The sequence below is a fragment of the Lactimicrobium massiliense genome (assembly GCF_900343155.1).
In the GTDB taxonomy this organism is placed as follows: Bacteria; Bacillota_I; Bacilli_A; order Erysipelotrichales; family Erysipelotrichaceae; genus Bulleidia; species Bulleidia massiliensis.
The window spans coordinates 247,438-271,174 of sequence record NZ_OUNG01000004.1 but is presented as its reverse complement, the minus strand read 5'-3'; the positions used below and the strand labels follow the sequence as shown (position 1 = coordinate 271,174).

The 23,737-nt window shown below is 49.1% G+C and carries 21 protein-coding genes; 14 read left to right on the top strand and 7 right to left on the bottom strand.

From position 1 onward, the window contains the following. Positions 1 to 59: 59 nt before the first annotated feature. Positions 60 to 1,148: a lactate oxidase gene (locus tag DHU66_RS09220; protein WP_108775660.1), complete on the top strand. Its 1,089-nt coding sequence runs from the start codon at positions 60 to 62 to the stop codon at positions 1,146 to 1,148. Positions 1,149 to 1,455: 307 nt separating this feature from the next. Beyond that, the gene (locus DHU66_RS12695) at positions 1,456 to 1,668 is read left to right on the top strand and encodes a helix-turn-helix transcriptional regulator (protein ID WP_108775659.1); all 213 of its coding nucleotides are present in this window, start codon (positions 1,456 to 1,458) and stop codon (positions 1,666 to 1,668) included. A gap of 95 nt (positions 1,669 to 1,763) precedes the next feature. Here DHU66_RS12695 and crcB read toward each other — a convergent pair whose 3' ends face one another. The 5 genes from crcB to DHU66_RS09195 form a co-directional block, all read right to left on the bottom strand. Continuing rightward, the gene (gene crcB / locus DHU66_RS09210) at positions 1,764 to 2,123 is read right to left on the bottom strand and encodes a fluoride efflux transporter CrcB (RefSeq protein ID WP_108775658.1); all 360 of its coding nucleotides are present in this window, start codon (positions 2,121 to 2,123) and stop codon (positions 1,764 to 1,766) included. 48 nt (positions 2,124 to 2,171) lie between these two features. Continuing rightward, positions 2,172 to 2,684, bottom strand: coding sequence for a DUF1287 domain-containing protein (locus DHU66_RS09205; protein WP_245309491.1), 513 nt, complete (start codon positions 2,682 to 2,684; stop codon positions 2,172 to 2,174). Between the two features lie 168 nt (positions 2,685 to 2,852). Then, positions 2,853 to 3,026 carry a hypothetical protein gene (locus DHU66_RS12255; RefSeq protein ID WP_167836349.1) on the bottom strand — a complete coding sequence of 58 codons (174 nt, stop codon included), beginning with the start codon at positions 3,024 to 3,026 and terminating at the stop codon, positions 2,853 to 2,855. 443 nt (positions 3,027 to 3,469) lie between these two features. Further along, entirely contained in the window at positions 3,470 to 5,323 is a 1,854-nt protein-coding gene (locus DHU66_RS09200; RefSeq protein WP_108775656.1) for an ABC transporter ATP-binding protein, read from the bottom strand. Next, entirely contained in the window at positions 5,320 to 7,485 is a 2,166-nt protein-coding gene (locus tag DHU66_RS09195; protein ID WP_108775655.1) for an ABC transporter ATP-binding protein, read from the bottom strand. Before DHU66_RS09195 ends, DHU66_RS09200 begins: the two co-directional genes overlap by 4 nt. A gap of 108 nt (positions 7,486 to 7,593) precedes the next feature. On the opposite strand from DHU66_RS09195, the gene DHU66_RS09190 reads away from it, so the two are divergent. The 3 genes from DHU66_RS09190 (at position 7,594) to DHU66_RS09180 (ending at position 10,326) form a co-directional block, all read left to right on the top strand. Then, on the top strand, positions 7,594 to 8,175 hold the full coding sequence (locus DHU66_RS09190) for a TetR/AcrR family transcriptional regulator (RefSeq protein WP_108775654.1): 582 nt from the start codon (positions 7,594 to 7,596) through the stop codon (positions 8,173 to 8,175). Between the two features lie 57 nt (positions 8,176 to 8,232). Beyond that, on the top strand, positions 8,233 to 8,514 hold the full coding sequence (locus DHU66_RS09185) for a thioredoxin family protein (RefSeq protein ID WP_108775653.1): 282 nt from the start codon (positions 8,233 to 8,235) through the stop codon (positions 8,512 to 8,514). 192 nt (positions 8,515 to 8,706) lie between these two features. After that, entirely contained in the window at positions 8,707 to 10,326 is a 1,620-nt protein-coding gene (locus tag DHU66_RS09180; protein WP_167836348.1) for a transposase, read from the top strand. A gap of 185 nt (positions 10,327 to 10,511) precedes the next feature. On the opposite strand, the gene DHU66_RS09175 is transcribed toward DHU66_RS09180, so the two are convergent. After that, positions 10,512 to 12,143: a GGDEF domain-containing protein gene (locus DHU66_RS09175; RefSeq protein ID WP_108775651.1), complete on the bottom strand. Its 1,632-nt coding sequence runs from the start codon at positions 12,141 to 12,143 to the stop codon at positions 10,512 to 10,514. A gap of 290 nt (positions 12,144 to 12,433) precedes the next feature. On the opposite strand from DHU66_RS09175, the gene purE reads away from it, so the two are divergent. From purE to DHU66_RS09130, 9 genes are all read left to right on the top strand, one after another. Then, positions 12,434 to 12,928, top strand: a complete 495-nt coding sequence (gene purE, locus DHU66_RS09170) for a 5-(carboxyamino)imidazole ribonucleotide mutase (protein WP_108775687.1) — start codon at positions 12,434 to 12,436, stop codon at positions 12,926 to 12,928. Next, positions 12,928 to 13,968, top strand: a complete 1,041-nt coding sequence (gene purM / locus DHU66_RS09165) for a phosphoribosylformylglycinamidine cyclo-ligase (protein ID WP_108775650.1) — start codon at positions 12,928 to 12,930, stop codon at positions 13,966 to 13,968. Before purE ends, purM begins: the two co-directional genes overlap by 1 nt. Next, the gene (purN, locus tag DHU66_RS09160) at positions 13,965 to 14,573 is read left to right on the top strand and encodes a phosphoribosylglycinamide formyltransferase (protein ID WP_108775649.1); all 609 of its coding nucleotides are present in this window, start codon (positions 13,965 to 13,967) and stop codon (positions 14,571 to 14,573) included. The genes purM and purN overlap by 4 nt, the downstream gene beginning before the upstream one ends. Continuing rightward, positions 14,570 to 15,280, top strand: coding sequence for an IMP cyclohydrolase (locus DHU66_RS09155; RefSeq protein ID WP_108775648.1), 711 nt, complete (start codon positions 14,570 to 14,572; stop codon positions 15,278 to 15,280). The genes purN and DHU66_RS09155 overlap by 4 nt, the downstream gene beginning before the upstream one ends. 1 nt (position 15,281) lies before the next feature. Beyond that, on the top strand, positions 15,282 to 16,460 hold the full coding sequence (locus tag DHU66_RS09150; RefSeq protein WP_108775647.1) for a phosphoribosylaminoimidazolecarboxamide formyltransferase: 1,179 nt from the start codon (positions 15,282 to 15,284) through the stop codon (positions 16,458 to 16,460). 12 nt (positions 16,461 to 16,472) lie between these two features. Further along, positions 16,473 to 17,741 (top strand): phosphoribosylamine--glycine ligase, encoded by a 1,269-nt coding sequence (gene purD / locus DHU66_RS09145; protein ID WP_108775646.1) that lies wholly within the window; start codon positions 16,473 to 16,475, stop codon positions 17,739 to 17,741. Next, a complete protein-coding gene (locus DHU66_RS09140) occupies positions 17,741 to 21,451 on the top strand; it encodes a phosphoribosylformylglycinamidine synthase (RefSeq protein WP_108775645.1) in 3,711 nt (1,236 codons plus the stop codon). The genes purD and DHU66_RS09140 overlap by 1 nt, the downstream gene beginning before the upstream one ends. Positions 21,452 to 21,585: 134 nt before the next feature. Beyond that, complete coding sequence (locus tag DHU66_RS09135; RefSeq protein ID WP_108775644.1) at positions 21,586 to 22,251, top strand: Ltp family lipoprotein; 666 nt, start codon at positions 21,586 to 21,588, stop codon at positions 22,249 to 22,251. 104 nt (positions 22,252 to 22,355) lie between these two features. Further along, entirely contained in the window at positions 22,356 to 22,745 is a 390-nt protein-coding gene (locus tag DHU66_RS09130; RefSeq protein WP_108775643.1) for a PAS domain-containing protein, read from the top strand. Positions 22,746 to 22,766: 21 nt separating this feature from the next. Here DHU66_RS09130 and DHU66_RS09125 read toward each other — a convergent pair whose 3' ends face one another. Next, a complete protein-coding gene (locus DHU66_RS09125; protein WP_167836347.1) occupies positions 22,767 to 23,555 on the bottom strand; it encodes a MurR/RpiR family transcriptional regulator in 789 nt (262 codons plus the stop codon). Positions 23,556 to 23,737 lie beyond the last annotated feature (182 nt).

Sequence of the window (23,737 nt, the reverse complement as noted above, 5' to 3'; positions counted from 1 at the left end):
CTTGCAATTCCTGATACAGTATCTATAATGGCTGACAACTCTGAAGGAGGAGATTGGGTATGGCTTATTATACAAGTAATGCTGAGCATCCGATTGAGATTGTAAATATTGCCGGTCTTGAAGAGCGTGTGAAGGCACGCATGGACCGTGGGGCTTTTGGATATATCCGGGAGGGTGCTGAAGATGAATGGACACTGCGTGAGAATACGCGTGCATTCAATGATATCAGGATCGTGCCGCGTGTCCTGCAGGGAATTGACCATGCGGATCTGTCAACTTCCATTTTTGGAATTCAGCTGAAAACACCGATTATTGAGGCACCTTCTGCAGCACATGGCCTGGCACATGTCAAAGGTGAAGTGGATACGGCAATTGGTGCAGCCAAAGCAGGTACTCTGTTTTCGATGAGTACATATGGCAGTACTTCTGTGGAAGAGGCGGCAGCTGCCGCTCCGGGAGCACCACAGTTTTTCCAGCTCTATATGAGCAAAGATGATCAGTTCAATGAATTCCTGATCAGAAAAGCAGTGAAGGCTGGCGTAAAGGCGATCATCATGACGGTTGACTCTACACTGGGAGGATACCGGGAGGAAGATGTTGTTTCCCACTTTCAGTTTCCGCTGCCAATGCCTAACCTTGCCGCCTACAGTTCCAGTGATGGCGTTGGCAAGGGCATCTCTGAGATTTACGCTGCCGCCAAACAGGACTTTGTTCCAGAAGATGTAGCAAAGGTAAAAGAAATGTCGGGACTGCCTGTGCTGGTAAAGGGCATCCAGTCTCCCCAGGATGCTTTGACGGCGATACAGGCAGGTGCAGATGGCATCTGGGTATCGAATCATGGCGGACGTCAGCTCGATGGCGGTCCGGCTTCCATTGCGGTACTGCCTTCGATTGCAGAAGCTGTCAGCCACCGTGTTCCGATCATCTTTGACAGCGGTGTCCGCCGCGGTCAGCATGTTTTCAAAGCTCTGGCAAGCGGTGCTGATCTGGTGGCAGTTGGACGCCCGGTAATCTACGGCCTGAATCTTGGCGGTGCCGAGGGAGTGAAATCAGTCTTTGACCATCTCAACATGGAACTGTCCATCACCATGCAGCTGGCAGGCACAAAGACCATCGAAGATGTGAAAAAGGCAAAACTGCTGCGATAAAGAAAAGAACGAAGAATATATCCTGAAGAGATCTTTGCAGATGGTACAGAACGCAGACGGTTCTGAAACCTTCTGCAAAGATCTTTTTCTGCCTGAAAGCAAAGATACAGGTACAGATCGGTAATGCCGCAAAGGAACATATTGGAGATTCTGCCATTTGCATCACACCAGATGCAGACGGCTTGTTTCTATCCCCTTACGGTGAAATGATAATCCAACGTGCCGCGAAAAGTGCGGTACAGAAAGGGTAGTTTGAATGTGACGTCGAAATGACGCTTTCAAGCGGCAGCGTCACAGAAAGGAACCTATGCCAGTCAGAACACATTTACAGGAGGCCCGCAAGGCAAGGGGCCTCACCCAGCGGGAGGCCGCGGGTGCTCTTTTCATCAGCAAGGACTCCCTCTCCCGCTATGAACGGGGCGAGCAGGAACCTGGACTGGAGGGTGCCATGCGACTCAGCAGGTACCATGAAGTGGCGATTGACAAGCTGTTTGAGATCGATGACAAACATAATGCTTGACCGGTTTCCTGCCAGAAACTTTTGATCTGCGCTGTCTATCCGCATTTACTGCCCGGCAGGCAGGTTGACTTTTTATCTTCTTAGACTCCCTAATCTCAACCAATCAGTCGTTCTGCCGCGAAGACAGCCAAGACTCCGCAGACAAGACTCAGAATGACATACAGCATGGCGATCCCGGTGCTCCCCTTCTCCAGAAGCCCTTCCGTCTCCAGGGCAAAGGAAGAAAATGTGGTAAAGCCTCCGCAGATGCCGACCTTTAAGAACAGCACTGCCTTGGGACTCATTGCATTCCTTGCAGCAAGAGCGGCCACCAGGCCAATGATAAAAGAACCGATGACATTGATCATGAATGTCTTTATCGGAAATCCATTTTCCGGATGAACGGGCAGCAAGGTGATCAGATACCTGCAGATTGCCCCGACTGCTCCGCCAAACCCAACAATAATAATGTTCATATTCGTCCGTTTCCTATTCGCACAACCGTCAGGCATAAAACATATCCATTACTCCGAGATCCGATAATGGGCGACCAGATCATCTCGTTTCTCCAGTATGTCCTCTTCATAGGATGCCTGATGCGGAGAATTATGATGAATCACATAAGGGACCCCATCCTTATTTCTTCGACCTGAAACAACTCCTATGTGATTTTTAAAAATAACGATGTCACCACCCTGCCACTCTTCGATGTCAGAGAGATCGGTGGTCAGACTGACCGCATTGTTCTTAAACCAAACCTTCAGGTTCTGCACCCTTCGGAAATCAATATTCTTATCGGGAGTCTCTACATTGTAATCTCCCGGATGTGCTTTGATATCCTCATCCACCAGTTCCATGAGATCATATCCGGCGCCTCTCATCGAAAATGCCACTACATCTGTACAGACTCCATAACCGTCATCGGGATAGCCGGTGCTGTAATATTTGCTCTTGTACTGTGGCTGCGTGCTGACATACGCCAATGCTCCCTGCAGAATGTCCGTCTGGTCATCAATTCCGTCTCTGTCTTTATCCACTGAACTATGAAACTGCGGGATCTGCGTTTGGTACAGATCAGGCAGTCTCTTTGCAGATGTCCGCTGATGATGCGGCAGGAAGAACACGCTTATCAAGAGAAGAGCGGCCAATAGCGCGATGAGGCAAATTGTTCTTTTTCTGTTGATCTTCTTCATAAATACTGATTGTCAGCTACGCCCGGCTTTCTTTCCGGGAATTCCCGTGCGGATGAAAACAAATTCCATATCGGACGAGCGATCGGCATCAAAATGATAGCCGCTACAGTTGAACGCTTTGATCTGCTCCGGCTCACCGAAAATGCAGGTGATGAAGCGATCGTCCGGCTGCAGATATTTTTCCAAACATCTGGAATACTCTTTCGATGCCAGATTGATGATGGTTTCTATCCCCTTATGGGAAAATGATAATCCAACCCCATGCCTCTGAAATGGCTTGAATACTTGCTTTTTTGATGGGTTTGCGGGGCAAAAGTGAAAATCTGGCTTTTTTGGAGTGTCGTATTTCCAGAATTGCTGAAAACCTCAGTGTTTATGCCGTGCGGAGGAAAACTGTCTGGCATAGTGTCAAAAAATACAAGTCTTGGGCTCCTTTCGTTGGACAAAGGTATTATATCAGAAATGAATTGTTGCAGAGATGAAATGGTGTTTGCAAATGAAGGGTGACTGGTGTTTTGGCTTGCTGTATTCTGCATTGGATTCTTTCTCTTTCTGAACGCGGCAATTGGTCAGTGTATGTGTGGATCCTGCATGAAAAAAGGAATCCCATTTTTAGGATTCCTGTTAGTTCAGCTGATATCCTGGAACTGTGAGTTGTAGAGCTTGGCATAGAAGCCGTTTTTAGCTAACAGTTCTTCATGGGTGCCTGTTTCGACGATGTCGCCATGGTCCATGCAAAGGATCATGTCGGCATTCCGGATGGTGGAAAGACGGTGGGCTATCACAAAGGATGTTCTGCCTTTCATGAGGTTTTCCATGCCTTTCTGGATCAGAATTTCGGTTCTTGTATCTACCGATGAGGTTGCTTCATCCAGAATGAGGATGCGGGGATTGCTGAGGAAGGCTCTTGCTATTGTCAGCAATTGTTTCTGTCCCTGGGAGATGTTGGTGCTGGATTCATCGATGACGGTCTGATAGCCGTCTTCCAGTGTGCGTATGAAGTGATCCACGTAGGCTTCATCGGCTGCCTTGATGACTTCGTCATCACTGGCATCCATTTTGCCATAGCGGATGTTTTCCATGATGGTACCGGAATGCAGCCAGGCATCCTGGAGAACCATGCCGAAGCAGGAACGCAGATCCTGTCTTGTCATTCTTGTTGTATCGATGCCGTCGATCCTGATATCACCGCTGTTGAGGTCATAGAAGCGCATCAGCAGTTTGACAATGGTTGTCTTGCCGGCACCGGTTGGACCAACAATCGCGATCTGACTGCCTGCTTTGATGTGCGCATTGAAGTCATGGATGATGATCTTGTCCGGATCATAGCCAAAGCTTACATGGTCAAAGTCCACATCACCACGGATCTGCAGGCTGCCCTGATCATCACGGATGGAAACAGGATTTGCCGTATCCGGTTCTTCTTCCTTTTCATCCAGGAATTCAAATACACGCTCAGCCGCTGCTGCGGTGGACTGCAGAATATTCATCATCTGGGCAGTCTGGGTGATCGGCTGGTTGAAGCTGCGCACATACTGGATGAATGCCTGGATATCACCAATTGCCATGCCGTTGTGAATCGCCAGCCAGCCGCCCAGTACGCAGACGCCGACATAGCCCAGGTTGCCAATGAACGATGTGACTGGCTGCAGAATGCCTGAAACAAACTGTGCTTTCCAGGAACTCTGGTACAGACCTGTATTCAGCCTGTCAAATTTTTCAATCGATTCTTCTTCGCCATTGAAGGCCTTCATCACCAGATGGCCGCCGTACATTTCTTCAATATGGCCGTTGACCTCACCAAGCATATTCTGCTGTGCCGTGAAGTATTTCTGGGACTTTCTGACGGTGAGGGCGGCGGCAATGCCGGACAGCGGCACAACGGCCAGGGCCATGATTGTCATGGGCACGGAGATCGTAAACATCATGATCAGGATGCCGATGACAGTCACAAGAGAAGAAAGAATCTGCTGGAGAGACTGGGTCAGTGACTGGGAAACCGTGTCAACATCATTTGTCATGCGTGACAGTACTTCGCCATGGGTCTGATGGTCAAAGTACTTCAGAGGCAGACGGTTGATCTTCCGGGAGATTTCCTGGCGCAGGTTATATGTGACTTTCTGGGAGATGCCGGCCATGATCCAGCCCTGCAGATAGGAGAACAGCAGGGAAACGAGATAGATGATGGTCAGATTGCGCAGAATGATGAAGATGGCAGAGAAGTCGATACTGCCCTTGCCGGCATACTTTGCCATGATGCCTTCAGCCAGCTTTGTTGTCGCATTGCCGAGGATTTTCGGCCCGATGATGGTGAAGACAGTTGAGATGACACTGAACAGAATGCAAAGAAGCATCATCATCCAGAATGGCCTGAGATATTTCAGCAGCCTGCCCATGGTGCCCTTGAAGTTTTTGGCTTTTTCACCCGGCCCCATCGGTCCATGGTGACCGTGCATCATTGGCCTGTTTTTTCTTTCACTCATCTGGCAAGTTCCTCCTGGTTCAGCTGACTGCGGGCAATTTCCTGATATACACGGCAGTCTTTCATAAGCTCTTCGTGGGTGCCGATGCCGGCTACTCTGCCTTCATCAAGCACGACAATCCGGTCCGCATGACGGATTGTGCTGATCCGCTGGGCAACAATAAATACGGTAGCTTGTGTCTTCTGAACCATTTCATGCAGCGCACTGCGCAGCTTTGCGTCTGTTGCATAGTCCAGCGCACTGAACGTATCATCAAAGATCAGAATCTGTGCTTTTGACCGGGTCAGAGCACGGGCAATAGACAGACGCTGCTTCTGACCGCCAGAAACATTCGTACCACCCTGGGCAATAGGCGTATTCACTCCCTCCGGCATACGGCTGACAAATTCCTGTGCCTGTGATACCGCCAGAGCATTTTTGACCGCCTCATCGCTGGCATTGGGATCAGCGTACTTCAGGTTGGAGAGAACCGTACCGGAGAACAGAACGCCCTGCTGCGGCACATAGCCGATCTTTTCACGCAGATCATGCTGGGTCACCTCGCGGATATCCGTATCGCCATAGTAGATGGCACCCTTGGTGACATCAAAGAAGCGTGGTATCAGATTGATCAGCGTACTCTTGCCGGAGCCTGTTGAACCAATGAAAGCAACGGTCTCGCCAGGGTTGGCAGTGAAGCTGATATCCTCCAGCACATCTTTTTCAGCACCGGGATAGCGGAAGGAAACATGATCGAAGGTAATCGGCTCTGCTTCTTCCGGCATCTGCTTTGGATTGTCTGGATCCAGAATGGTTGGCTTTGTTTCCAGAACTTCAAAGATACGTTTTGCGGAGACGGAGGAACGAGGAATCATGATGAAGATGGCCGCAACGATCATGAAGGAGATCAGTACGTGCATGGCATACTGCAGGAAGGCCATCATGGCACCGATCTGCATGGTGCCGGCATCGATCTGCCTGGCACCATACCAGATGATCAGTACGGACACAAAGCTCATCAGAAAGGTCATGGCCGGCATCATCACTGCCATCAGGCGGTTGACAAAGATATTGACACTGGTGATGTCTTTGTTTACGGCATCAAAGCGTTTTTCTTCCGTCTTCTGGTTGTTGAAGGCACGGATGACAAGCATTCCCTCCAGCTGCTCCCTGGTGACAAGATTGAGTCTGTCAACGAGCTGCTGGATCTTTTTGAAGCGGGGCATCGCCAGGATGAAGGATACAAGCATCAGGACGACGATGGCAGCGATAATCCACAGCAGGATAGAGAACATACCGGGATAGCGCAGTACCTTCAGCAGGGATGTCAGCCCCATCAGCGGTGCAAACAGCACAATCCGCAGCATCATCGTGATGACCTGCTGCACCTGCTGAATATCATTAGTTGTTCTGGTAATCAAAGAGGCAGTGGAAAAGTGGGAGAATTCTTCACTGGAAAAGGATTCCACCCTGGCAAAGACATCTCTGCGCATATCACGGCAGGCACCGGTTGCGGTGCGGGAAGCCAGATATGCCGCAATCAATGCGGCCAGTGATCCCAGTGCTGCAATCACCAGCATCTTTCCGCCCTCACTCAGGATATAGGAAGACTGCAGATGCGCCATATCCATGCCAAGGGCTGCGTACTCACTTTTGACTGCCATGATCTCAGCACTGGTCAGGTTCTCCTCGGTAAAGCCGGAGATTTTTTCATCTGCTGTGGACAGAATCTGCTCTTTGATGGCGGGACTGGCATCCATGGCAGCGTACAGCTGATCCGCGGATGTCATATTTAACTGCTTCAGGACATCCTCAGAGTCCAGCAGGGATACAAGCAGGAATGCTTTCTTTGCCTGATCAGAAGGAGAGGCACCATCCTTCAGAACGGCAATGTCTTCTTCCTTTGCGGCTGGATATTCCTTTTCGTAGCCACTGTCCCCCTTTGAAACAATGGCCCAGGCATCCGCAGCGTCATCCGCAAAGTATGACATATGCTGCAGGGTGGATGCCCGCATGGCTTTCGGTACGCTTTCTTTGACGCCGCCGTATTGAATGCCATAGGTAACGATATCGGACATATAGTCCGGCAGGGCAAGCTCAGCCTGCACCTGACCGAAGATCAGCCCGATAATGGCAAGCACACTGAGCCAGTATGGCTTCAGATAGCGGAATGCTTTTAACATAATCTTTACTCCTTTGCCTCGCTATATTACTCTGGTAATATATCTGTGTCAATGCAGACATATAAGTATATTTACAGAGTTTAAAATATATGTTATAAATACGCAGGCATGAGTGAGAATGACAAGAAAAGGGAAATCCGCCAGAAGGCGCTGTCTCTGTTCCGGCAGAAGGGGTATGACAATGTGACGGTCAATGAGATTGCCAAAGCAGCAGGGATTTCCAAGAATACGTTCTATTATTATTATGACTCCAAGGAGGATCTGATCCGGGATGTATTCCGTCCTTCTGGATACAGTGGGGAGAAGCTTGCTGTGGAGCTGATGAAGATTGCGGATCCGTGGGAGCAGATTCTGAAGTTCTGCAGTATGAGTGCACAGCATTTTGAAGGACTTGGCAAAGAGGTTGTGCGCAAGGCGATGATTATGAACCTTGCCAGCAGCTTTGTGGAAGGAGACAGAAGCAGGCCGCATCCGAACGAATGGACGCGTGAGATGATCTCTGCGATCTATCAGCGTGCTATTGAACAGAACAGAATCCGTACGGATCTCAGTGTAAAAGAGATCATGAAGCTGCAGATGACTCTGCTGATTGGATGCCTGCAGTGCTGGGCGACGATGTCCTCTGACATTGAACTTGAGCAGACATATCTCAGGATGGTGCAGGAGGTTCTGCGGCCGGATGGTCATTAAACTGTTATCCGGGTGGAACTTCTGCTAAGCTTTGTCTGTAAACAAAGGAGTGCACATATGCAGAAAGTGATGTATTTCCATCTGGATACCTGCCCGTACTGCCGGCAGGCGGATGAAGTGATTCAGGAGCTCATTCAGGAACATCCTGAATATGCCAAGGTACAGTTTGAAAAAGTGGATGAGAATGAACATCCGGAGATTGCCGATCAGTATGACTATATGGCAAATCCAAGCATGTTCATCGGTCATGAGAAGCTGTATGAGGCGCATATTGGTGAAAAGAAAGCCGAGACGCGTGAAAAGGTAGAGAAGGTGCTTAAAAGAGCACTTCAAGACTGAGCAGATCACTGCAGCAAGATCATAAAAGGGGGCTGTAACAGTTGAATAAGCTGTTGCAGCTCATTTTTTTGCGCTTGCACATATTTTCGCTGTATATCTATCAGTGCAAACCAAAAGCCGATTTATTCATGTGAAAAATATGCAAAATATCCATATATTATCATTGATATATTATATGCGTGCATGTATAATATGAGTATGAAAAATGCTGATCTCGTTTTTGCAGGACACGATCAGCGCTCTTATTATAACGCTGTTCAACTGGCCCTGCCACTTAGCACAATGATTCGTGTACCTCATTCTGATATGCTGTTCTCTTTTCTGGATGCGGTGAAGGAAGTTAATTTCAGTCGCTTTGTTAAACCGATCCGTTCAAATAACACGCATAGTCACTCCCGAGGAATGCTCGTCAAAGTTCTTCTGTTTGCTTACATGAACCGTATTTTTTCCCTGACTGATATTGTCCAGCACTGCCGTACGGATATCAGATTTATCTATCTGTCCAATTGGGAAGCACCAAGCAAAATGGCGTTCTCACGTGTTATGAATCAGCTGACGGTATCTATTGATGATCTTATGAAAGAGTTGAATCTGAAGCTGATTGATCAGACAGGTATTGATCCAAACACGCAGTTTGTGGATGGAACAAAGATTGAGGCAAATGCTCATAAAAATTCTTTTGTGTACAAGCGGAGAATTCTGAATGCACGCAACAATCTGTACAGAGACCTTTCCAAGGCGATCAGCTCTTTGAATCTGTCTTACAAATACCAATATGAGATAAAAGACCGTTATAACGCATTAGAAATCTGGAATATTGTTCAGAAGCTGATGGATGTGATGGTTGCCGATAACATTGAACTCCAGTATGGAAAGGGTCATCGCAAATCCGATATTCAAAAGCGGTATGATGTGCTTCTGGACTATGCGATTCGTCTTACCACATATGAGTACTGGCTGTCTGTCATGGGCAGCAGGAACAGTTGCTCAAAGACTGACCATGATGCGACATTTATGGCTACCAAGTGGGATTACTACAATCGCTCCGGTATAACAAGACCATGCTATAACTGCCAGATTGCTGTATCTGGTGGATTGATCATTAACAGTGATATTTATCAGACACCGGGTGATACCGTCACCTGGATCCCGTTCATGGAGAGATTCCATACGCTGTATGGATTCTACCCGAAGAAACCAGTCGCTGATGCCGGATATGGAGGATATGACAACTACCTGTATAACATCAGCCACGGTATCGATCTCGTCCAGAAATTTAACATGTATGGAAAAGAGCACGATAAAGTTTTTCAAAAGAGAAATCCGTACAATCTTGTTAATTGGAAAAAGAACGAACATGGGTACCGGATCTGCCCGAATGGGAGAACATTTGACCAATATGAAGGGGACATCTATGCCTCTACCCGGGCAGGCAATCTATCCATAACGCAGAAATATACAGAGCCAAAACATTGCGAAGGATGTCCGCTGAAAGAAAAATGCCTCATGAAAACAAACAAGAAAGGCTACAAGGAAGTAGGACTTAATGTCGTTGGAGAAGAGCTGAAAGCAGAAGCCAGAAAACAACTGGATACAGAACATGGTATAAAGCTGAAGGTAATGCGCAGCGAACAGGCAGAAGGAGCTTTTGCGGCAATCAAAGAAGATATGGGATTTGACCGTTTCCACAGAAGAGGATTGAAAACCGTGAAAATGGAATTTCTTATGGTATGTCTGGGATATAATCTGCGTAAATACCATAGCTGGAGACTCCGACGAATGGCTGCAGTTCCTCACAATATGATGAGCTGATCAGAAAATAGAGCAAAAAATGATCTGAAATATAAGAAAAGGCAAAGAACTGTTTTAATAATGCTTTGATATAAACCATTCATGCATAGAAATGACTCTGTTGAATAAGTCTTGGTAAAGATAATACAAAAGAAAACAAAAAGGCCCATAACAGAGCTAATTCATTAGCAACTGTTACAGGCCCTTTAATCTTCATAAAGAGGATGCTGGAGATCCTTCTGGTGGTCAATGATCATAATTGCACCGGGATGGCTCTTTTTGGCGTAGTACATGGCATAGTCGGCATTTGAGGTATAGTCCCAGATTTTGTTGTCCGCCCTGATTATATGATGGACGATTCCCTGGGAAATCGTCATTGGAATGCCTGCCTTTGTGGATGCGGCAGAAACACTGTCGCGCAGTGCAATTGCTTTTTCCTTTACCTGGTCAAAGGTCATGCCAAGATAGAGAACAATGAACTCATCGCCGCCATACCTTGAAACAAAGATCTTTGTGCCGTCATGAATATTCTGCAGGCATCCTGCCATGATCCGGATGGCCGCATCACCGGCATCATGTCCCTTTGTATCATTGATCGTCTTGAAGTGGTCGATATCAATCATCTCGACTGCAAAAGGAATATTCTTTGTGCGTGCTGTCTCAAACCATTCATCAGCTACTTTGCTGAGATATCGCCGGTTGGCAATGCCGCTGAGCGGATCCGTATCTGCAAGGTGAGTCAGAATCTGATTCTGACGAATGGTATCACGCAGAGTATTTCTTGTTTCAATATAGTGAATCATGGATTCACGGGATGCCTTATCTGCAATTCTTGCATATTTCCACAACAGCTGCAGATCATGCAGGAAGCGGTCTCTCTGGCCGCTTGCCTCTTCAAAGGCAACAATCTCCTGCAGGGCAGGAATAATATCCCCGGGCATGCTTTCTTCATTCAGTGACCGGATGAAGTAGGTGCTGATCTGGTGGAATTCTTCCTTGAAGCCGTGAGAAGAAAGATAGCGCAGATAGAAGAGAAACTCGGTGCCGCCTTCATCCAGGATATCCTTCCGCTTCATAAACGGCAGCAGCCGTACTGCATACTCGTGTGCACTGACAGGGTCTTTGATGCTGTACAGCTTCAGAATCTTCAGCACCGGATTATCCGCTGCCTCGGGATGATTCCGCACAAGATCATCAAGCAGATTCATGTGCTTTCTGGCATCTTCATCCTGGTGCGTAAACATCGCAAGCAGGGCTGCCTCGCCTATGGCAATGCAGGCAAACTCCAAATAGCGCTCACTCTGCTTCAGGCTGTCCAGCAGGCTTTCCGCTTTGAGAATGTATGCATAGGCATTGCCGAAAGCATCGGCCCGCAGACAGACATCTGTCAGGTTGATGTTCAGCAGTTCGATATCGGCTGTCTGACTGTACTGTTCCGCAATCGTAAGTGCCTGCAGAAAGGATTCCATGGCACTGGCAGTATCACCAAGCTGCATCGATATCAGCCCGATCATATTCAGCGTACTGATGAGCTGCGGCCATGCCCGGGTATGCGACAGATGGCTCAGAGCTTTGCGCAGATCATGATTGGCCTTCATTGTATGGCCGTTGCGGTACAGCACGAAGCAGCGGGCATAGATGCCGATTCCCTGCAGGTAATGATCATGGGAAGCTTTGCCGGCTTCAATGATGACATCAGAAGCCGCACTGACCTTGTCATCCTCCTGATGGCGGACATCCAGACAGATCTCTGTCAGCGCCTGAATTTTCTGCGAATACTTGCTGGTCATGCCTCTATTGTAGTCAAAACATTCCGTATTTCCTGAAGAAATATGCATTTCTGCAGTGCCGGCATCCGCTTTTATGAAAAAATGTGGTGCCGCCTTTCACGGTGTTTCCCATTCCCTTTACAATCACGGTGTTTTTTACTAATATTACCTTGGTTTTTATCTGGCATTGACTGGCAGTTTGGGAAGGAAGGTTGGGACTATGGCGGTTTCTTTGCTTGACTGGTTTGATGTACCGCGCCCTTTCCACGCTGATGGAGCAGTTCTGCCATCATTTCACAACACGCATTACGCCCATGGAGTATCCATGGGCTGATTTTGTTATGGACAAAGGAGAACAGATGAAAAAAGTTGGGATTGTCATGGGCAGTGACAGCGATCTTGCTGTCATGAAGAAGGCTGCCGCCGTACTGGACCAGTTTGAGGTACCGTATGAAGTGCATGTCTACAGTGCACACCGCACGCCTGTGGAGGCAGCGTCTTTTGCAGAAAAGGCTGAAGAGAATGGCTTTGGCGTCATCATTGCCGGTGCCGGCATGGCCGCTGCACTGGCTGGTGTGCTGGCAGCTCATACAACCCTGCCGGTCATTGGTGTACCGCTGAAAAGTGCAGCCCTGGAGGGTACGGATGCACTGCTTGCGACTGTCATGATGCCAAGCGGCATTCCGGTTGCGACCGTTGCCATCGATGGATCCAAGAATGCTGCCTGGCTGGCACTTGAAATCCTTGCCGTCGGCGATCAGGATCTTGCAAAGAAATTAGCTGATGAGCGTGTCAGGATGCACGATGGCGTCATTGCCAAGGATGCCGGCATCCAGAAGGAGTTTGCAAAGTAATGGATAAGAGTTATTCAAAGAGCTACAAGGATGCCGGTGTGGATGTGACAGCCGGCTATCGTTCGGTTGAACTGATGAAGAAGGATGTGGCATCCACTGCCCGTGAGGAAGTGCTGGATACAATCGGCGGCTTTGGCGGTCTGTTTGCGCCGAAGGTTGCCGGCATGAAGAAGCCGGTGCTGGTATCCGGCACCGATGGGGTCGGCACCAAACTCAAGATTGCCTTCCTGATGGACAAGCATGACACCGTCGGTATTGACTGCGTTGCCATGTGCGTCAACGATGTCATCTGTGCCGGTGCAGAACCTTTGTTCTTCCTGGACTACATTGCCTGCGGAAAAAATGAGCCTGAAAAGATTGCGACCATTGTCAAAGGCGTTGCAAACGGCTGTAAGGAATCCGGCTGTGCTTTGATCGGCGGGGAAACGGCTGAGCATCCAGGCCTGATGCCGGAAGACGAATATGACCTGGCTGGCTTTACTGTCGGCATGGTCGAAGAAGAAAAGATCCTGGATAAAAACAGTGTCATGGCTGGTGATGTATGCATTGGCCTGGCATCTTCCGGTGTGCATTCCAATGGTTTCTCTCTGGTCAGAAAGGTATTCGGCATTGACAATGCGGCGGTGCTGGATCAGTACAGGGAAGCACTTGGGGCACCGCTTGGTGAAGTGCTGTTAACACCGACAAAACTCTATGTCAGACCGGTGCTCTCTTTATTAAATAAGGTACGCGTGAAGTCCATCGCCCATATTACCGGCGGCGGCTTCTATGAGAATATGCCAAGAGCCTTTGGTGAAAACTTGTCTGCCTGCATTACAAAGGGCAGCTGGCCCATCCTGCCAATCTTTGATCTCATCCAGAAGAAAGGCGGCATTTCTGAACATGACATGTTCAATACATTCAATATGGGTATTGGCATGATGATCATCGTGGCTAAGGAAGATGCTGAGGCTGCATTGGCTTCCCTGAAAGAAAGCAATGTGCCTGCCTATGTCATTGGTGAAATGGTGCCAGGCAGCCATACGGTGACATTCAGATGACAAAGATTGCAGTTCTTGTGTCCGGCGGCGGTACGAATCTGCAGGCTCTGCTGAATGCGGAGAAAGACGGCAAGATCCCGTATGGCCAGATTGTGCTGGTTGTCTCATCCCGCCTGGATGCCTATGCTTTGCGCAGGGCTGAGAAGTACAACAAGAAGACAGCCGTGATCCGCAGAAAAGACTATGCCAGTGCAGAGGAGTATGATCAGGCCATGCTTTCTCTGCTGAAAGACAATGGCATTGAAGAAGTCATCCTGGCAGGCTTCCTGTCGATCCTTGGCCAGCGTGTGATTGCGGCCTATCCAAAGCGCATTATCAATATTCATCCATCCCTGATTCCTTCTTTCTGCGGCAAAGGCTACTATGGCCTGCATGTGCATGAGGCAGCTTTGAAGCGGGGTGTGAAGGTGACAGGTGCGACCGTGCACTATGTCAATGAGATTCCTGATGGCGGTGAGATCATTGCCCAGAAAGCGGTGGAAATTCTGCCGGGTGATACACCGGAAGTGCTGCAGAAGCGGGTGATGGAACAGGCAGAATGGATTCTGCTGCCAAAGGCGGCGGCTGATCTTGCCGAGAGAATTGAAAAGGAGAAAAAGTCATGAAACCAGTTGATCTGTATGCCTGGCTGCAGGCAAAGACATATCCGGGCCGGGGCATTGCCATTGGCCGTACACCATGTGGAAAGAAGATGCGCATTGCCTATTGGATCATGGGACGTTCAGACAACAGCCGCAACCGGATCTTTGTGACAACCGATGACGGCATCCGCACTCAGGCTTTTGATCCTTCCCGGTGCTCTGATCCATCTTTGATCATTTATCATCCGGTCAGAGTCTTCCAGGACAATACGATTGTGACCAATGGCGATCAGACCGATACCATTCTGGATTTCCTGAAGGATGGCAAGAGTTTTGAAGAAGCACTGGATACACGTACCTTTGAACCGGATGGTCCTAACTGGACACCGCGCATTTCAGCACTGGTCAAGGGTGATGCCTTAACGATGTCGATTTTGAAGAGTGATGATGGTGATGAAAGCAGCACATTGCGCTTCACGTTCTCTTACAGCCATGTTGCCCCGGGCAGCGGCCGTGTGATCACAACGTATCAGGATGATGGCAATCCGCTGCCTTCCTTTGCCGGTGAGCCGGTATCCTGGGCAATGGTCCATGAGAACTTTTCTCTGTTTGGCCAGCATATCTGGCAGAGTCTGAATCAGGATAACAAAGTGTCTCTGTTTACCAGACAGATCAATCTGGAAACAGGGGAAGTAGAAACACAGATTTTCAATAAAAACGAAGGAGAATGAGATGGCAAATCAGTTGGAACTGAAGTATGGCATGAATCCGAATCAGAAACCGGCCCGCATCTATATGCAGGATGGTTCTGATCTTCCTGTGAAAGTGTTGAATGGCCGTCCGGGCTATATCAACTTTCTGGATGCTTTGAACAGCTGGCAGCTTGTCAAAGAGTTAAAGACAGCCACGGGCCTGCCCAGTGCGGCATCTTTCAAGCATGTATCACCGGCCGGCGCTGCCGTGGCATCTCCTCTGTCTGACATCGACAAGCAGATCTACTTCACGGATGATGTCGATCTCAGCCCGCTGGCCTGTGCCTATGCACGGGCTAGAGGCGCTGACAGAATGAGCTCCTATGGTGACTTTGCGGCACTGTCTGATATCTGCGACAAGGCAACGGCCCTTCTGTTGAAGAAAGAAGTCAGCGATGGCGTCATTGCCCCGGGCTATACCCAGGAAGCACTGGAAATCCTGTGTGCAAAGAAGAAGGGCAAGTACAATGTCATTCAGATCGATCCTTCTTATGTACCGAATCCGATTGAGCACAAGCAGGTGTTTGGCGTGACCTTTGAGCAGGGCCGCAACAACTCCGTGATCTCCCAAGATCTGTTCAGCAACATCGTCACAAAGAACAAGGATCTGCCGGAAGAAGCAAAGCGTGATCTGATGATCTCACTGATTGCCCTGAAGTATACGCAGTCCAATTCGGTTGCCTATGCCAAAGATGGCCAGTGCATTGGCATCGGGGCAGGACAGCAGAGCCGTGTGCACTGCACAAGGCTGGCTGGCTCCAAGGCTGACAACTGGTGGCTTCGTCAGAATGAAAAGGTTCTTTCGCTGCCATTTGTGGAAAAGATCAGAAGAGCAGACCGTGACAACTGCATTGATAACTATATCGGAGAACATCCGGAAGATGTCCTGGCGGATGGTGTCTGGGAACAGTTCTTCACCAGAAAGCCGGAGCTTTTCACAAAGGAAGAAAAGCTTGCCTGGCTGAAAGAGCTGAACAATGTTTCACTTGGCTCTGATGCGTTCTTCCCGTTTGGCGACAATATTGAGCGCGCCCATCTGTCTGGCGTGAAATATGTGGCTGAGCCGGGCGGATCGATTCGGGATGACAATGTCATTGAGACAGCTGACAAGTATGACATGGTCATGGCCTTTACGGGTCTGCGCCTGTTCCATCATTGAGGAGATGTGATCATGAAGGTATTGGTAGTTGGCAGCGGCGGCCGTGAACATGCCGTGATCCGTGCGCTTTCCAAAAATAAAAGCATTGATGAAATTGTGTGTGCACCTGGCAACGGCGGCATTGCCTCCCTTGCCACATGCGTGAATATTGGTGCCACCGATGTGGATGGCATGGTGGACTATGCCAAGAACAATGGCGTTGATTTCTGCGTGGTGACGCCGGATGATCCGCTGGCTCTTGGCATGGTGGATGCCATGGAAGCAGCCGGCATTCCAAGCTTTGGCCCGAACAAGAAAGCAGCCCAGATTGAGGCAAGCAAGGTGTTTGCCAAGGGATTGATGAAGAAGTATGGCATTCCGACAGCTGCTTATGAAGTATTCACCGATCCAGCTGATGTGCTGGCCTATCTGCAGAAGAGAAATACATGGCCGGCGGTGATCAAGGCGGATGGACTTGCCCTGGGCAAAGGTGTATTGATTGCGCAGAACGAGGAAGAGGCAAAAGCTGCTGTCAGGGAACTGATGGTCGACAAGAAGTTTGGTGCCAGCGGCAATGAAGTGGTTGTGGAAGAGTTCATGGAAGGGTCGGAAGTATCCGTGCTTTCCTTCACCGATGGCCATGTGATTGTGCCGATGGTATCGTCCATGGACCACAAGCGTGTTGATGATGGCGACAAGGGCCTCAATACCGGCGGCATGGGCACCATTGCCCCGTCTCCTGTCTATACACCAGAGATTGCAAAGGAATGCATGGAGAAGATCTTTGTGCCGACCATGCATGCCATGAACGAGGAAGGCCGCACCTTCAAGGGTGTGCTGTACTTTGGCCTGATGTTAACCAAGGATGGACCGAAGGTTGTGGAATACAACTGCCGTTTCGGTGATCCGGAGACCCAGGTTGTCCTGCCGCTGTTAAAGAGTGATCTATTTACAATCATGCAGGCTGTGCATGATGAAAAGCTGGCGGATCTGGATATTGAGTGGTCTGATGAAGCTGCGGCCTGCATCATGGAAGCCAGCGGCGGCTATCCGGAAAGCTACAAGAAGGGCTATGAAATCCATGGCCTGGATGAGAAAGGCCAGCATCCGGGTGTGTATGTGTATCATTCTGGCACAAAGAAGGAAAATGGAAAGTTCTATACCAATGGCGGCCGTGTGCTTGGCATCATGGCCACTGGCAGTGATCTGAAGGAAGCACTGGCGAAGGCATATGCGGCCGTAGATGAGATCGGCTTTGAGAATATGCATTATCGCCATGATATTGGCAGGAAGGTATTGTAATGACGGTATATCGTGGTTTTTCAGAGAAGAAAAGAGCATATGCAACTGAGGCAGAGGGTGTCCGCACAGATCTTGAGACAGCTCTGCGCAGACCGGTTGAAGCGGTGCGCATTGTCAACCGCTATGACATCGAGAATATTGATCCAAAGGATTTTGAACTGGCAGCCCGCACCATTCTGTCTGAGCCCCAGGTAGATCATTACTACAATGAGGAAGCACCGGCCCCGGACAAGGATGACTATGTGCTGGCAGTGGAATATCTGCCTGGTCAGTTTGACCAGAGAGCAGATTCCTGCGCCCAGTGCATTCAGCTGGCCACTGGCAAGGAAAGACCGCTGGTGCGCACAGCCAGAATCTATTACATCAAGGGTGAGTTCACGGACAAGGAAAAGGAACTGATTCAGTCTACCCTGATCAATCCGGTCGAAGCCAGAAAGGCTTCCCTTCTGAAACCGGCAACGATCCAGGATTCCTATCAGAAACCGCCGCTGCCACCCGTGCTGGATGGCTTCTGCAGCCTGGATGAAGCAGGCCTTGCAAAGTTTATCAAGGACCATGGCTTGGCCATGGATCTGGCAGATATCGTCTTTCTGCAGAAGTACTTCAAAGAGGAAGAAAAGCGTGATCCAAGACTCACCGAGATCATGGTGATTGATACGTACTGGTCGGATCACTGCCGTCATACAACCTTTAATACGCGTCTGAACAAGATTGAGATTGAACCGGCGTATGTCAAAGATGCGGCAAAGGAGTATGAAGCGCTGCGGGAGACGGTCTATGCCGGCCGGCAGGCTAAGCCTGTTACCCTGATGGATCTTGGGACAATTGGTGCTAAGTATCTCAGGAAGATCGGCAGGCTGGATGATCTGGACCAGAGTGAAGAGATCAATGCCTGCTCGGTGAAGATGAAGGTGGATGTGGATGGTGAGCAGCAGGACTGGCTGCTGATGTTCAAGAATGAGACGCATAACCATCCGACGGAGATTGAGCCGTTCGGCGGTGCAGCGACATGTCTTGGCGGTGCGATCCGTGATCCGCTGTCCGGGCGTTCCTATGTGTATCAGGCGATGCGCATCACGGGTGCAGCCGATCCGACGGCGCCGATTGAGGATACGATGCCGGGCCGTCTGCCGCAGAGAAAGATCGTGACAACGGCAGCCAATGGATACAGCTCCTATGGCAACCAGATTGGTCTTGCCACAGGTCTTGTCCAGGAACTGTATCATCCCAACTATGTTGCCAAGAGAATGGAAGTTGGTGCGGTCATTGCGGCTGCCCCGGCTGCCAATGTCATCCGCAAGCGGCCTGAGCCAGGTGATGTCGTGATCCTGCTGGGCGGCCGTACCGGCAGAGATGGATGCGGCGGTGCCACGGGTTCTTCCAAGGTACACAATGATGATTCTCTGGAGACTTGCGGTGCTGAGGTACAGAAGGGCAATGCCCCGGAAGAGCGCAAACTGCAGAGGCTGTTCCGCAATCCCGAAGCAACACGCCTGATCAAGCGGTGCAATGACTTTGGGGCCGGCGGTGTATCGGTTGCCATTGGTGAGCTGGCCGATGGTCTGATCATCGATCTGAACAAGGTGCCGGTCAAGTATAAGGGCCTCAATGGCACTGAGCTTGCGATCTCGGAATCCCAGGAGCGTATGGCTGTGGTTGTGGCAGAAAAGGATGCACCATTGTTCCAGCAGCTGGCGGACAAGGAAAACCTGGAGTCCACGGTTGTGGCAGTGGTAACCGAAGAGCCGCGCATGGTGCTGAACCTGGATGGCGTTTCGATTGTTTCCCTGTCCAGAGCATTCCTGGATACCAATGGTGCCCCGAAGCATACCGATGTCATTGTTGAGGCAGACAAGCCGGAAGAAGACAAAACCTGTGTGCCGACAAAGGAAAAGCTTCTTTCCTTTGCCAGTGATCTGAATGTATGTTCACAGATCGGTCTGTCTGAGCGTTTTGACGCGACGATTGGTGCGGGTACTGTTCTGATGCCGTTTGGCGGCAGAAGACAGCTGACGCCGATTCAGACGATGGCTGCCAAGATTCCGCTGTTAAAGGGTGAGACAAATACGGCATCTTTGATGAGCTGGGGCTTTGATCCGTATCAGATGTCAGCTTCTCCGTTCAAGGGTGCCCAGAAGTCTGTGATCAATGCATTGAGTAAGATTGTGGCAGCCGGCGGCAGCCGCCATCATGCCTGGATGAGTTTCCAGGAGTACTTTGGCCGCTGCACGGCACCGAAGAAGTGGGGCCGTCCGTATGCAGCGCTGCTTGGTGCTCTGGAAGCACAGAAGGAGCTGCAGGTGGCTGCCATCGGCGGCAAGGATTCTTCTTCCGGTACGTTTGATGATATTGATGTGCCGCCGACGCTGATTGCCTTTGCGGTATCTCTTGCCAAGGCGGATCAGGTTGTATCGGATGAGTGGAAAGAGGCAGGACATTATCTGTACGTACTGAAGCCGGACTATGATGAAAACGGCCTGCCGGTATGGCAGAGTGTGCGTGATACGATGGATGCCATGGAGCAGATGATTCATGATGGCAATGTGCTGTCCTGTACGGCACTTGGTCCGCATGGCATTGCGGATGCACTGCTGAAGTGCCCGCTTGGCAATCACCTGGGTTTCAAGGCAGCAGAGGGATTTGATGATACGAAGCTGTTTGTGGATGCCAGCGGCTCCTTCCTGTTTGAGACTGAGGAAGAGATCGAAGGTGCCCAGCTTGTCGGCATGACCACCGATACCTATCGTCTTGTCATGCAGGATGTGGAAATTGGTCTGGATGAGCTGCAGGCTGCCTGGGAAAGCAAGCTGCAGGATGTCTTCCCGTATCTCAACAAGACAGCAGTCAAAACCTATGAGCCGGTCAATTATCATGCCAATAACTTCCTGCATGCGTCCTACAAGTGTGAAAAGCCGCATGTACTGATTCCGGTATTCCCAGGCAATAACTGTGAGTGGGATACGGCCAGAGCATTTGAAAAGTTCGGTGCTGAGACAGAAATCTTTGTCATCCGCAACCGCAGTGCCAGGCAGATCAGAGAGTCTGTGACGGGTTTTGCCCAGGCGATGGATCACAGTCAGATTGTGGCCATTCCAGGCGGCTTCTCCGGCGGCGATGAACCGGAGGGAAGTGCCAAGTTCATTACAGCATTCTTCCGCAATCAGGAAGTCAGGGCTGCGGTGGAACGGCTGCTCAATGAGCGTGAAGGCCTGATGCTTGGCATCTGCAATGGCTTCCAGGCATTGATCAAGCTTGGTCTTGTGCCGTATGGAAAGATCACGGAACCGGATGAGCATGCCCCGACATTAACATTCAATACGATCGGCAGACACCAGAGCATGTTAGTGGATACCAGAATTGCGTCCAACAAGTCACCTTGGTTCCGCTACTTTACACCAGGTGAGGTCAAGACAGTGGCGATCTCTCATGGCGAGGGCAGATTTGTCATTGATCCGGAACAGTACCTGCAGCTGAAGGAAAACGGACAGGTTGCAGCACAGTACTGTGATCTGAATGGCAATCCAACCAACGATATCCGCTTCAATCCGAACAATTCCTTCCAGGCTGTAGAAGCCATCACTTCTCCGGATGGCCGAATCCTGGGTAAGATGGGACATGCCGAAAGATCCGGTAAGAACCTGTATACCAACGTTCCGGACATCAACACCGAAGAACTGCTGTTCAAGGGCGCGGTAGACTATTTCAGATAATTGACTTTTTCCAGTCAAAGTATTGAGGGCTTCATGGCTATACTCAAAAGTGAGCTGTGAAAGCCCTTTACTTTATATATATATAATTTAACAAAGCGTAATGCTATTTACTGTATTGATGGGGGTATCATGAAATGACTAAGTTAAATGGGAAGAAGCATAAAATTATCTGGATTATCATTGCGGTTGTACTAATTCTTGGTTTTATAGGAGCTATCGGGGGATCTGGAGATAGCTCAACAGCATCAGGTTCAGCTGAAGCAACAACAAGTGCTGCAGCAACTCTGGAAACTGAAAAAGCGCAGCCAACCGTGGCACCTACACCAACAGAAGATACTTCTGTACCTCAGGAGTATAAGAATGCGTTGGCTAAAGCCGCTTCATATGCAAATTTGATGAATCTGTCAAAACAGGGCGTTTATGATCAACTGACCTCAGAATACGGTGAGGGGTTTTCTGCAGATGCGGCTCAATATGCGGTTGATAATGTGAAAGCAGATTGGAATGCCAACGCTCTTGCAAAAGCGCAGAATTATGCGGATTCAATGAACATGTCAAAACAAGGAGTCTTTGATCAGCTTACTTCAGATTACGGTGAAAAATTCACTCCCGATGAAGCTCAGTATGCGGTTGATAATGTGAAAGCAGATTGGAATGCGAATGCTCTTGCAAAGGCAAAGAGTTATTACACAGAGATGAACATGAGTACTGATGCAGTCTATGATCAATTGACTTCGGAATACGGTGAAAAGTTTACTCCCGACGAAGCACAATATGCTATTGATCATCTTAATGACTGATAGCAAGTTCAGATAAAAAGATTGAGTTGTGGTCTTTCCGGATCACAGCTTTTTTGCATTATCTGCAGGCAATATACTATGATGAAAATACAAGGAGAAAAAAGATGGAATTTGATGAAACAGTATACAGAGCCATTCTGGATGCACTGCCCTATGAGGTAGTCTATTGTGACCGTACCCACACCATCCGCTGGCTGAACAGGAAGGCCAGAGAACGTTATGGAAGCAGAGTGGCCGTTGGTACATCGATCTTCAACTGTCATAATGCAAACTCTCAGAACAAGATCAAGGCCTTCCTGGACAGAGCAGATCATGGTGAAACCAATGAGATGTTCGAAGGTTACAATGGCAAGACCGGTGAACGGGAATGGTTTGTGCCAGTGGTCAGAGAAGGAAAAGTGATCGGCTACTTTGAACGCCATGAGGTTCCATGGACAAAAGACAGGGCAGATGAACCAGTAGGACAGTACTGGCTGCGCAGAGTCAATCAATAAAAAAAGCACTGTTGAATCAGATCAGACTGGTTCGACAGTGTTTTTTATTGCTTGGTTGTCAGCTTCATTGTTTTGCAGTTTCCTGATTTCTTCAATCAGCAGATCGCAGAACATCAGAAATTCCATCGTTTCCGGCATGGCCGAGGTGTTGTCACTGATGATGCCTGCTTCAGGAAGAACAACGGTTTGATCAGCAAATTTGCGCAAGGGGTGCTTCGCATTCATTGTGACAAGGATGATGAATGGCTTATTCCCTGACTGGCAGACCCGGGGGAAATATTTGCGATATGCGTCTCCGGCAATTGCTGAGAAAATCAGAATGCATTCATCTCCCTTGAATGAAACAGGCAGATCATAGGGATCCGTACAGGTTCCGACAGGACCTAAGCCAACTCGGCAATAGTACTTCATAAAGATTGCAGGAATACCGGCAATCGAAGCACCAGTAAAATAGGTAATTCTGGCATCCGATATTTTCTTTGCCAGTGTCGCCAGCACATCACTGCGCACTGCTTTTTCGGTATCCTGCAGATATTGGCTGAAGTACTCGCTGTGCTTTTCCGGGTGGGCGTTTGTTCTGACTTCGGTTAAATCCTGGCGATACTGATACTGGAATTCCAGAAAGCCGGAAAAACCAAGCTTCTTGGCAAATCTTGTCAGAGCAGGCTGCGAGATCTTGAATCTCTCTACAATTTCATTCAGTGAACAGCTGGCAAACTGTTCGGGAAACTTTTTGATGAATTCATAGATTTTCCGGTCAGTGGCAGTATAAGCTGCTACAAGCGTATCCATGCGGTCAATAATATTCATATGCATTCCTTATCGTTATTATCATATCACTAAATCATCATTCATACTCAGATTATCGGATAGAATGAATCGCCATTCAAAAAATAGTAATTTAATATTGACTAAACATTCATTAAGGCTAGAATGTTCTTGGAAGGTAAGCGCTTACCGCACTGCTGGGCGGGATATTCTGATCAAATATT

Coding starts and splice junctions, on each gene's coding strand:
- DHU66_RS09200 (WP_108775656.1), bottom strand. CDS start 5,323: ATGAGTGAAAGAAAAAACAGGCCAATGATGCACGGTCACCATGGACCG.
- purE (WP_108775687.1), top strand. CDS start 12,434: ATGAAAAAAGTTGGGATTGTCATGGGCAGTGACAGCGATCTTGCTGTC.
- purM (WP_108775650.1), top strand. CDS start 12,928: ATGGATAAGAGTTATTCAAAGAGCTACAAGGATGCCGGTGTGGATGTG.
- DHU66_RS09130 (WP_108775643.1), top strand. CDS start 22,356: ATGGAATTTGATGAAACAGTATACAGAGCCATTCTGGATGCACTGCCC.
- DHU66_RS09175 (WP_108775651.1), bottom strand. CDS start 12,143: ATGCATATTTCTTCAGGAAATACGGAATGTTTTGACTACAATAGAGGC.
- DHU66_RS09140 (WP_108775645.1), top strand. CDS start 17,741: ATGACGGTATATCGTGGTTTTTCAGAGAAGAAAAGAGCATATGCAACT.
- DHU66_RS09185 (WP_108775653.1), top strand. CDS start 8,233: ATGCAGAAAGTGATGTATTTCCATCTGGATACCTGCCCGTACTGCCGG.
- DHU66_RS09150 (WP_108775647.1), top strand. CDS start 15,282: ATGGCAAATCAGTTGGAACTGAAGTATGGCATGAATCCGAATCAGAAA.
- DHU66_RS09135 (WP_108775644.1), top strand. CDS start 21,586: ATGACTAAGTTAAATGGGAAGAAGCATAAAATTATCTGGATTATCATT.
- DHU66_RS12695 (WP_108775659.1), top strand. CDS start 1,456: ATGCCAGTCAGAACACATTTACAGGAGGCCCGCAAGGCAAGGGGCCTC.
- DHU66_RS09190 (WP_108775654.1), top strand. CDS start 7,594: ATGAGTGAGAATGACAAGAAAAGGGAAATCCGCCAGAAGGCGCTGTCT.
- crcB (WP_108775658.1), bottom strand. CDS start 2,123: ATGAACATTATTATTGTTGGGTTTGGCGGAGCAGTCGGGGCAATCTGC.
- DHU66_RS09220 (WP_108775660.1), top strand. CDS start 60: ATGGCTTATTATACAAGTAATGCTGAGCATCCGATTGAGATTGTAAAT.
- DHU66_RS09155 (WP_108775648.1), top strand. CDS start 14,570: ATGAAACCAGTTGATCTGTATGCCTGGCTGCAGGCAAAGACATATCCG.
- purD (WP_108775646.1), top strand. CDS start 16,473: ATGAAGGTATTGGTAGTTGGCAGCGGCGGCCGTGAACATGCCGTGATC.
- DHU66_RS09195 (WP_108775655.1), bottom strand. CDS start 7,485: ATGTTAAAAGCATTCCGCTATCTGAAGCCATACTGGCTCAGTGTGCTT.
- DHU66_RS09125 (WP_167836347.1), bottom strand. CDS start 23,555: ATGAATATTATTGACCGCATGGATACGCTTGTAGCAGCTTATACTGCC.
- DHU66_RS09180 (WP_167836348.1), top strand. CDS start 8,707: ATGAGTATGAAAAATGCTGATCTCGTTTTTGCAGGACACGATCAGCGC.
- purN (WP_108775649.1), top strand. CDS start 13,965: ATGACAAAGATTGCAGTTCTTGTGTCCGGCGGCGGTACGAATCTGCAG.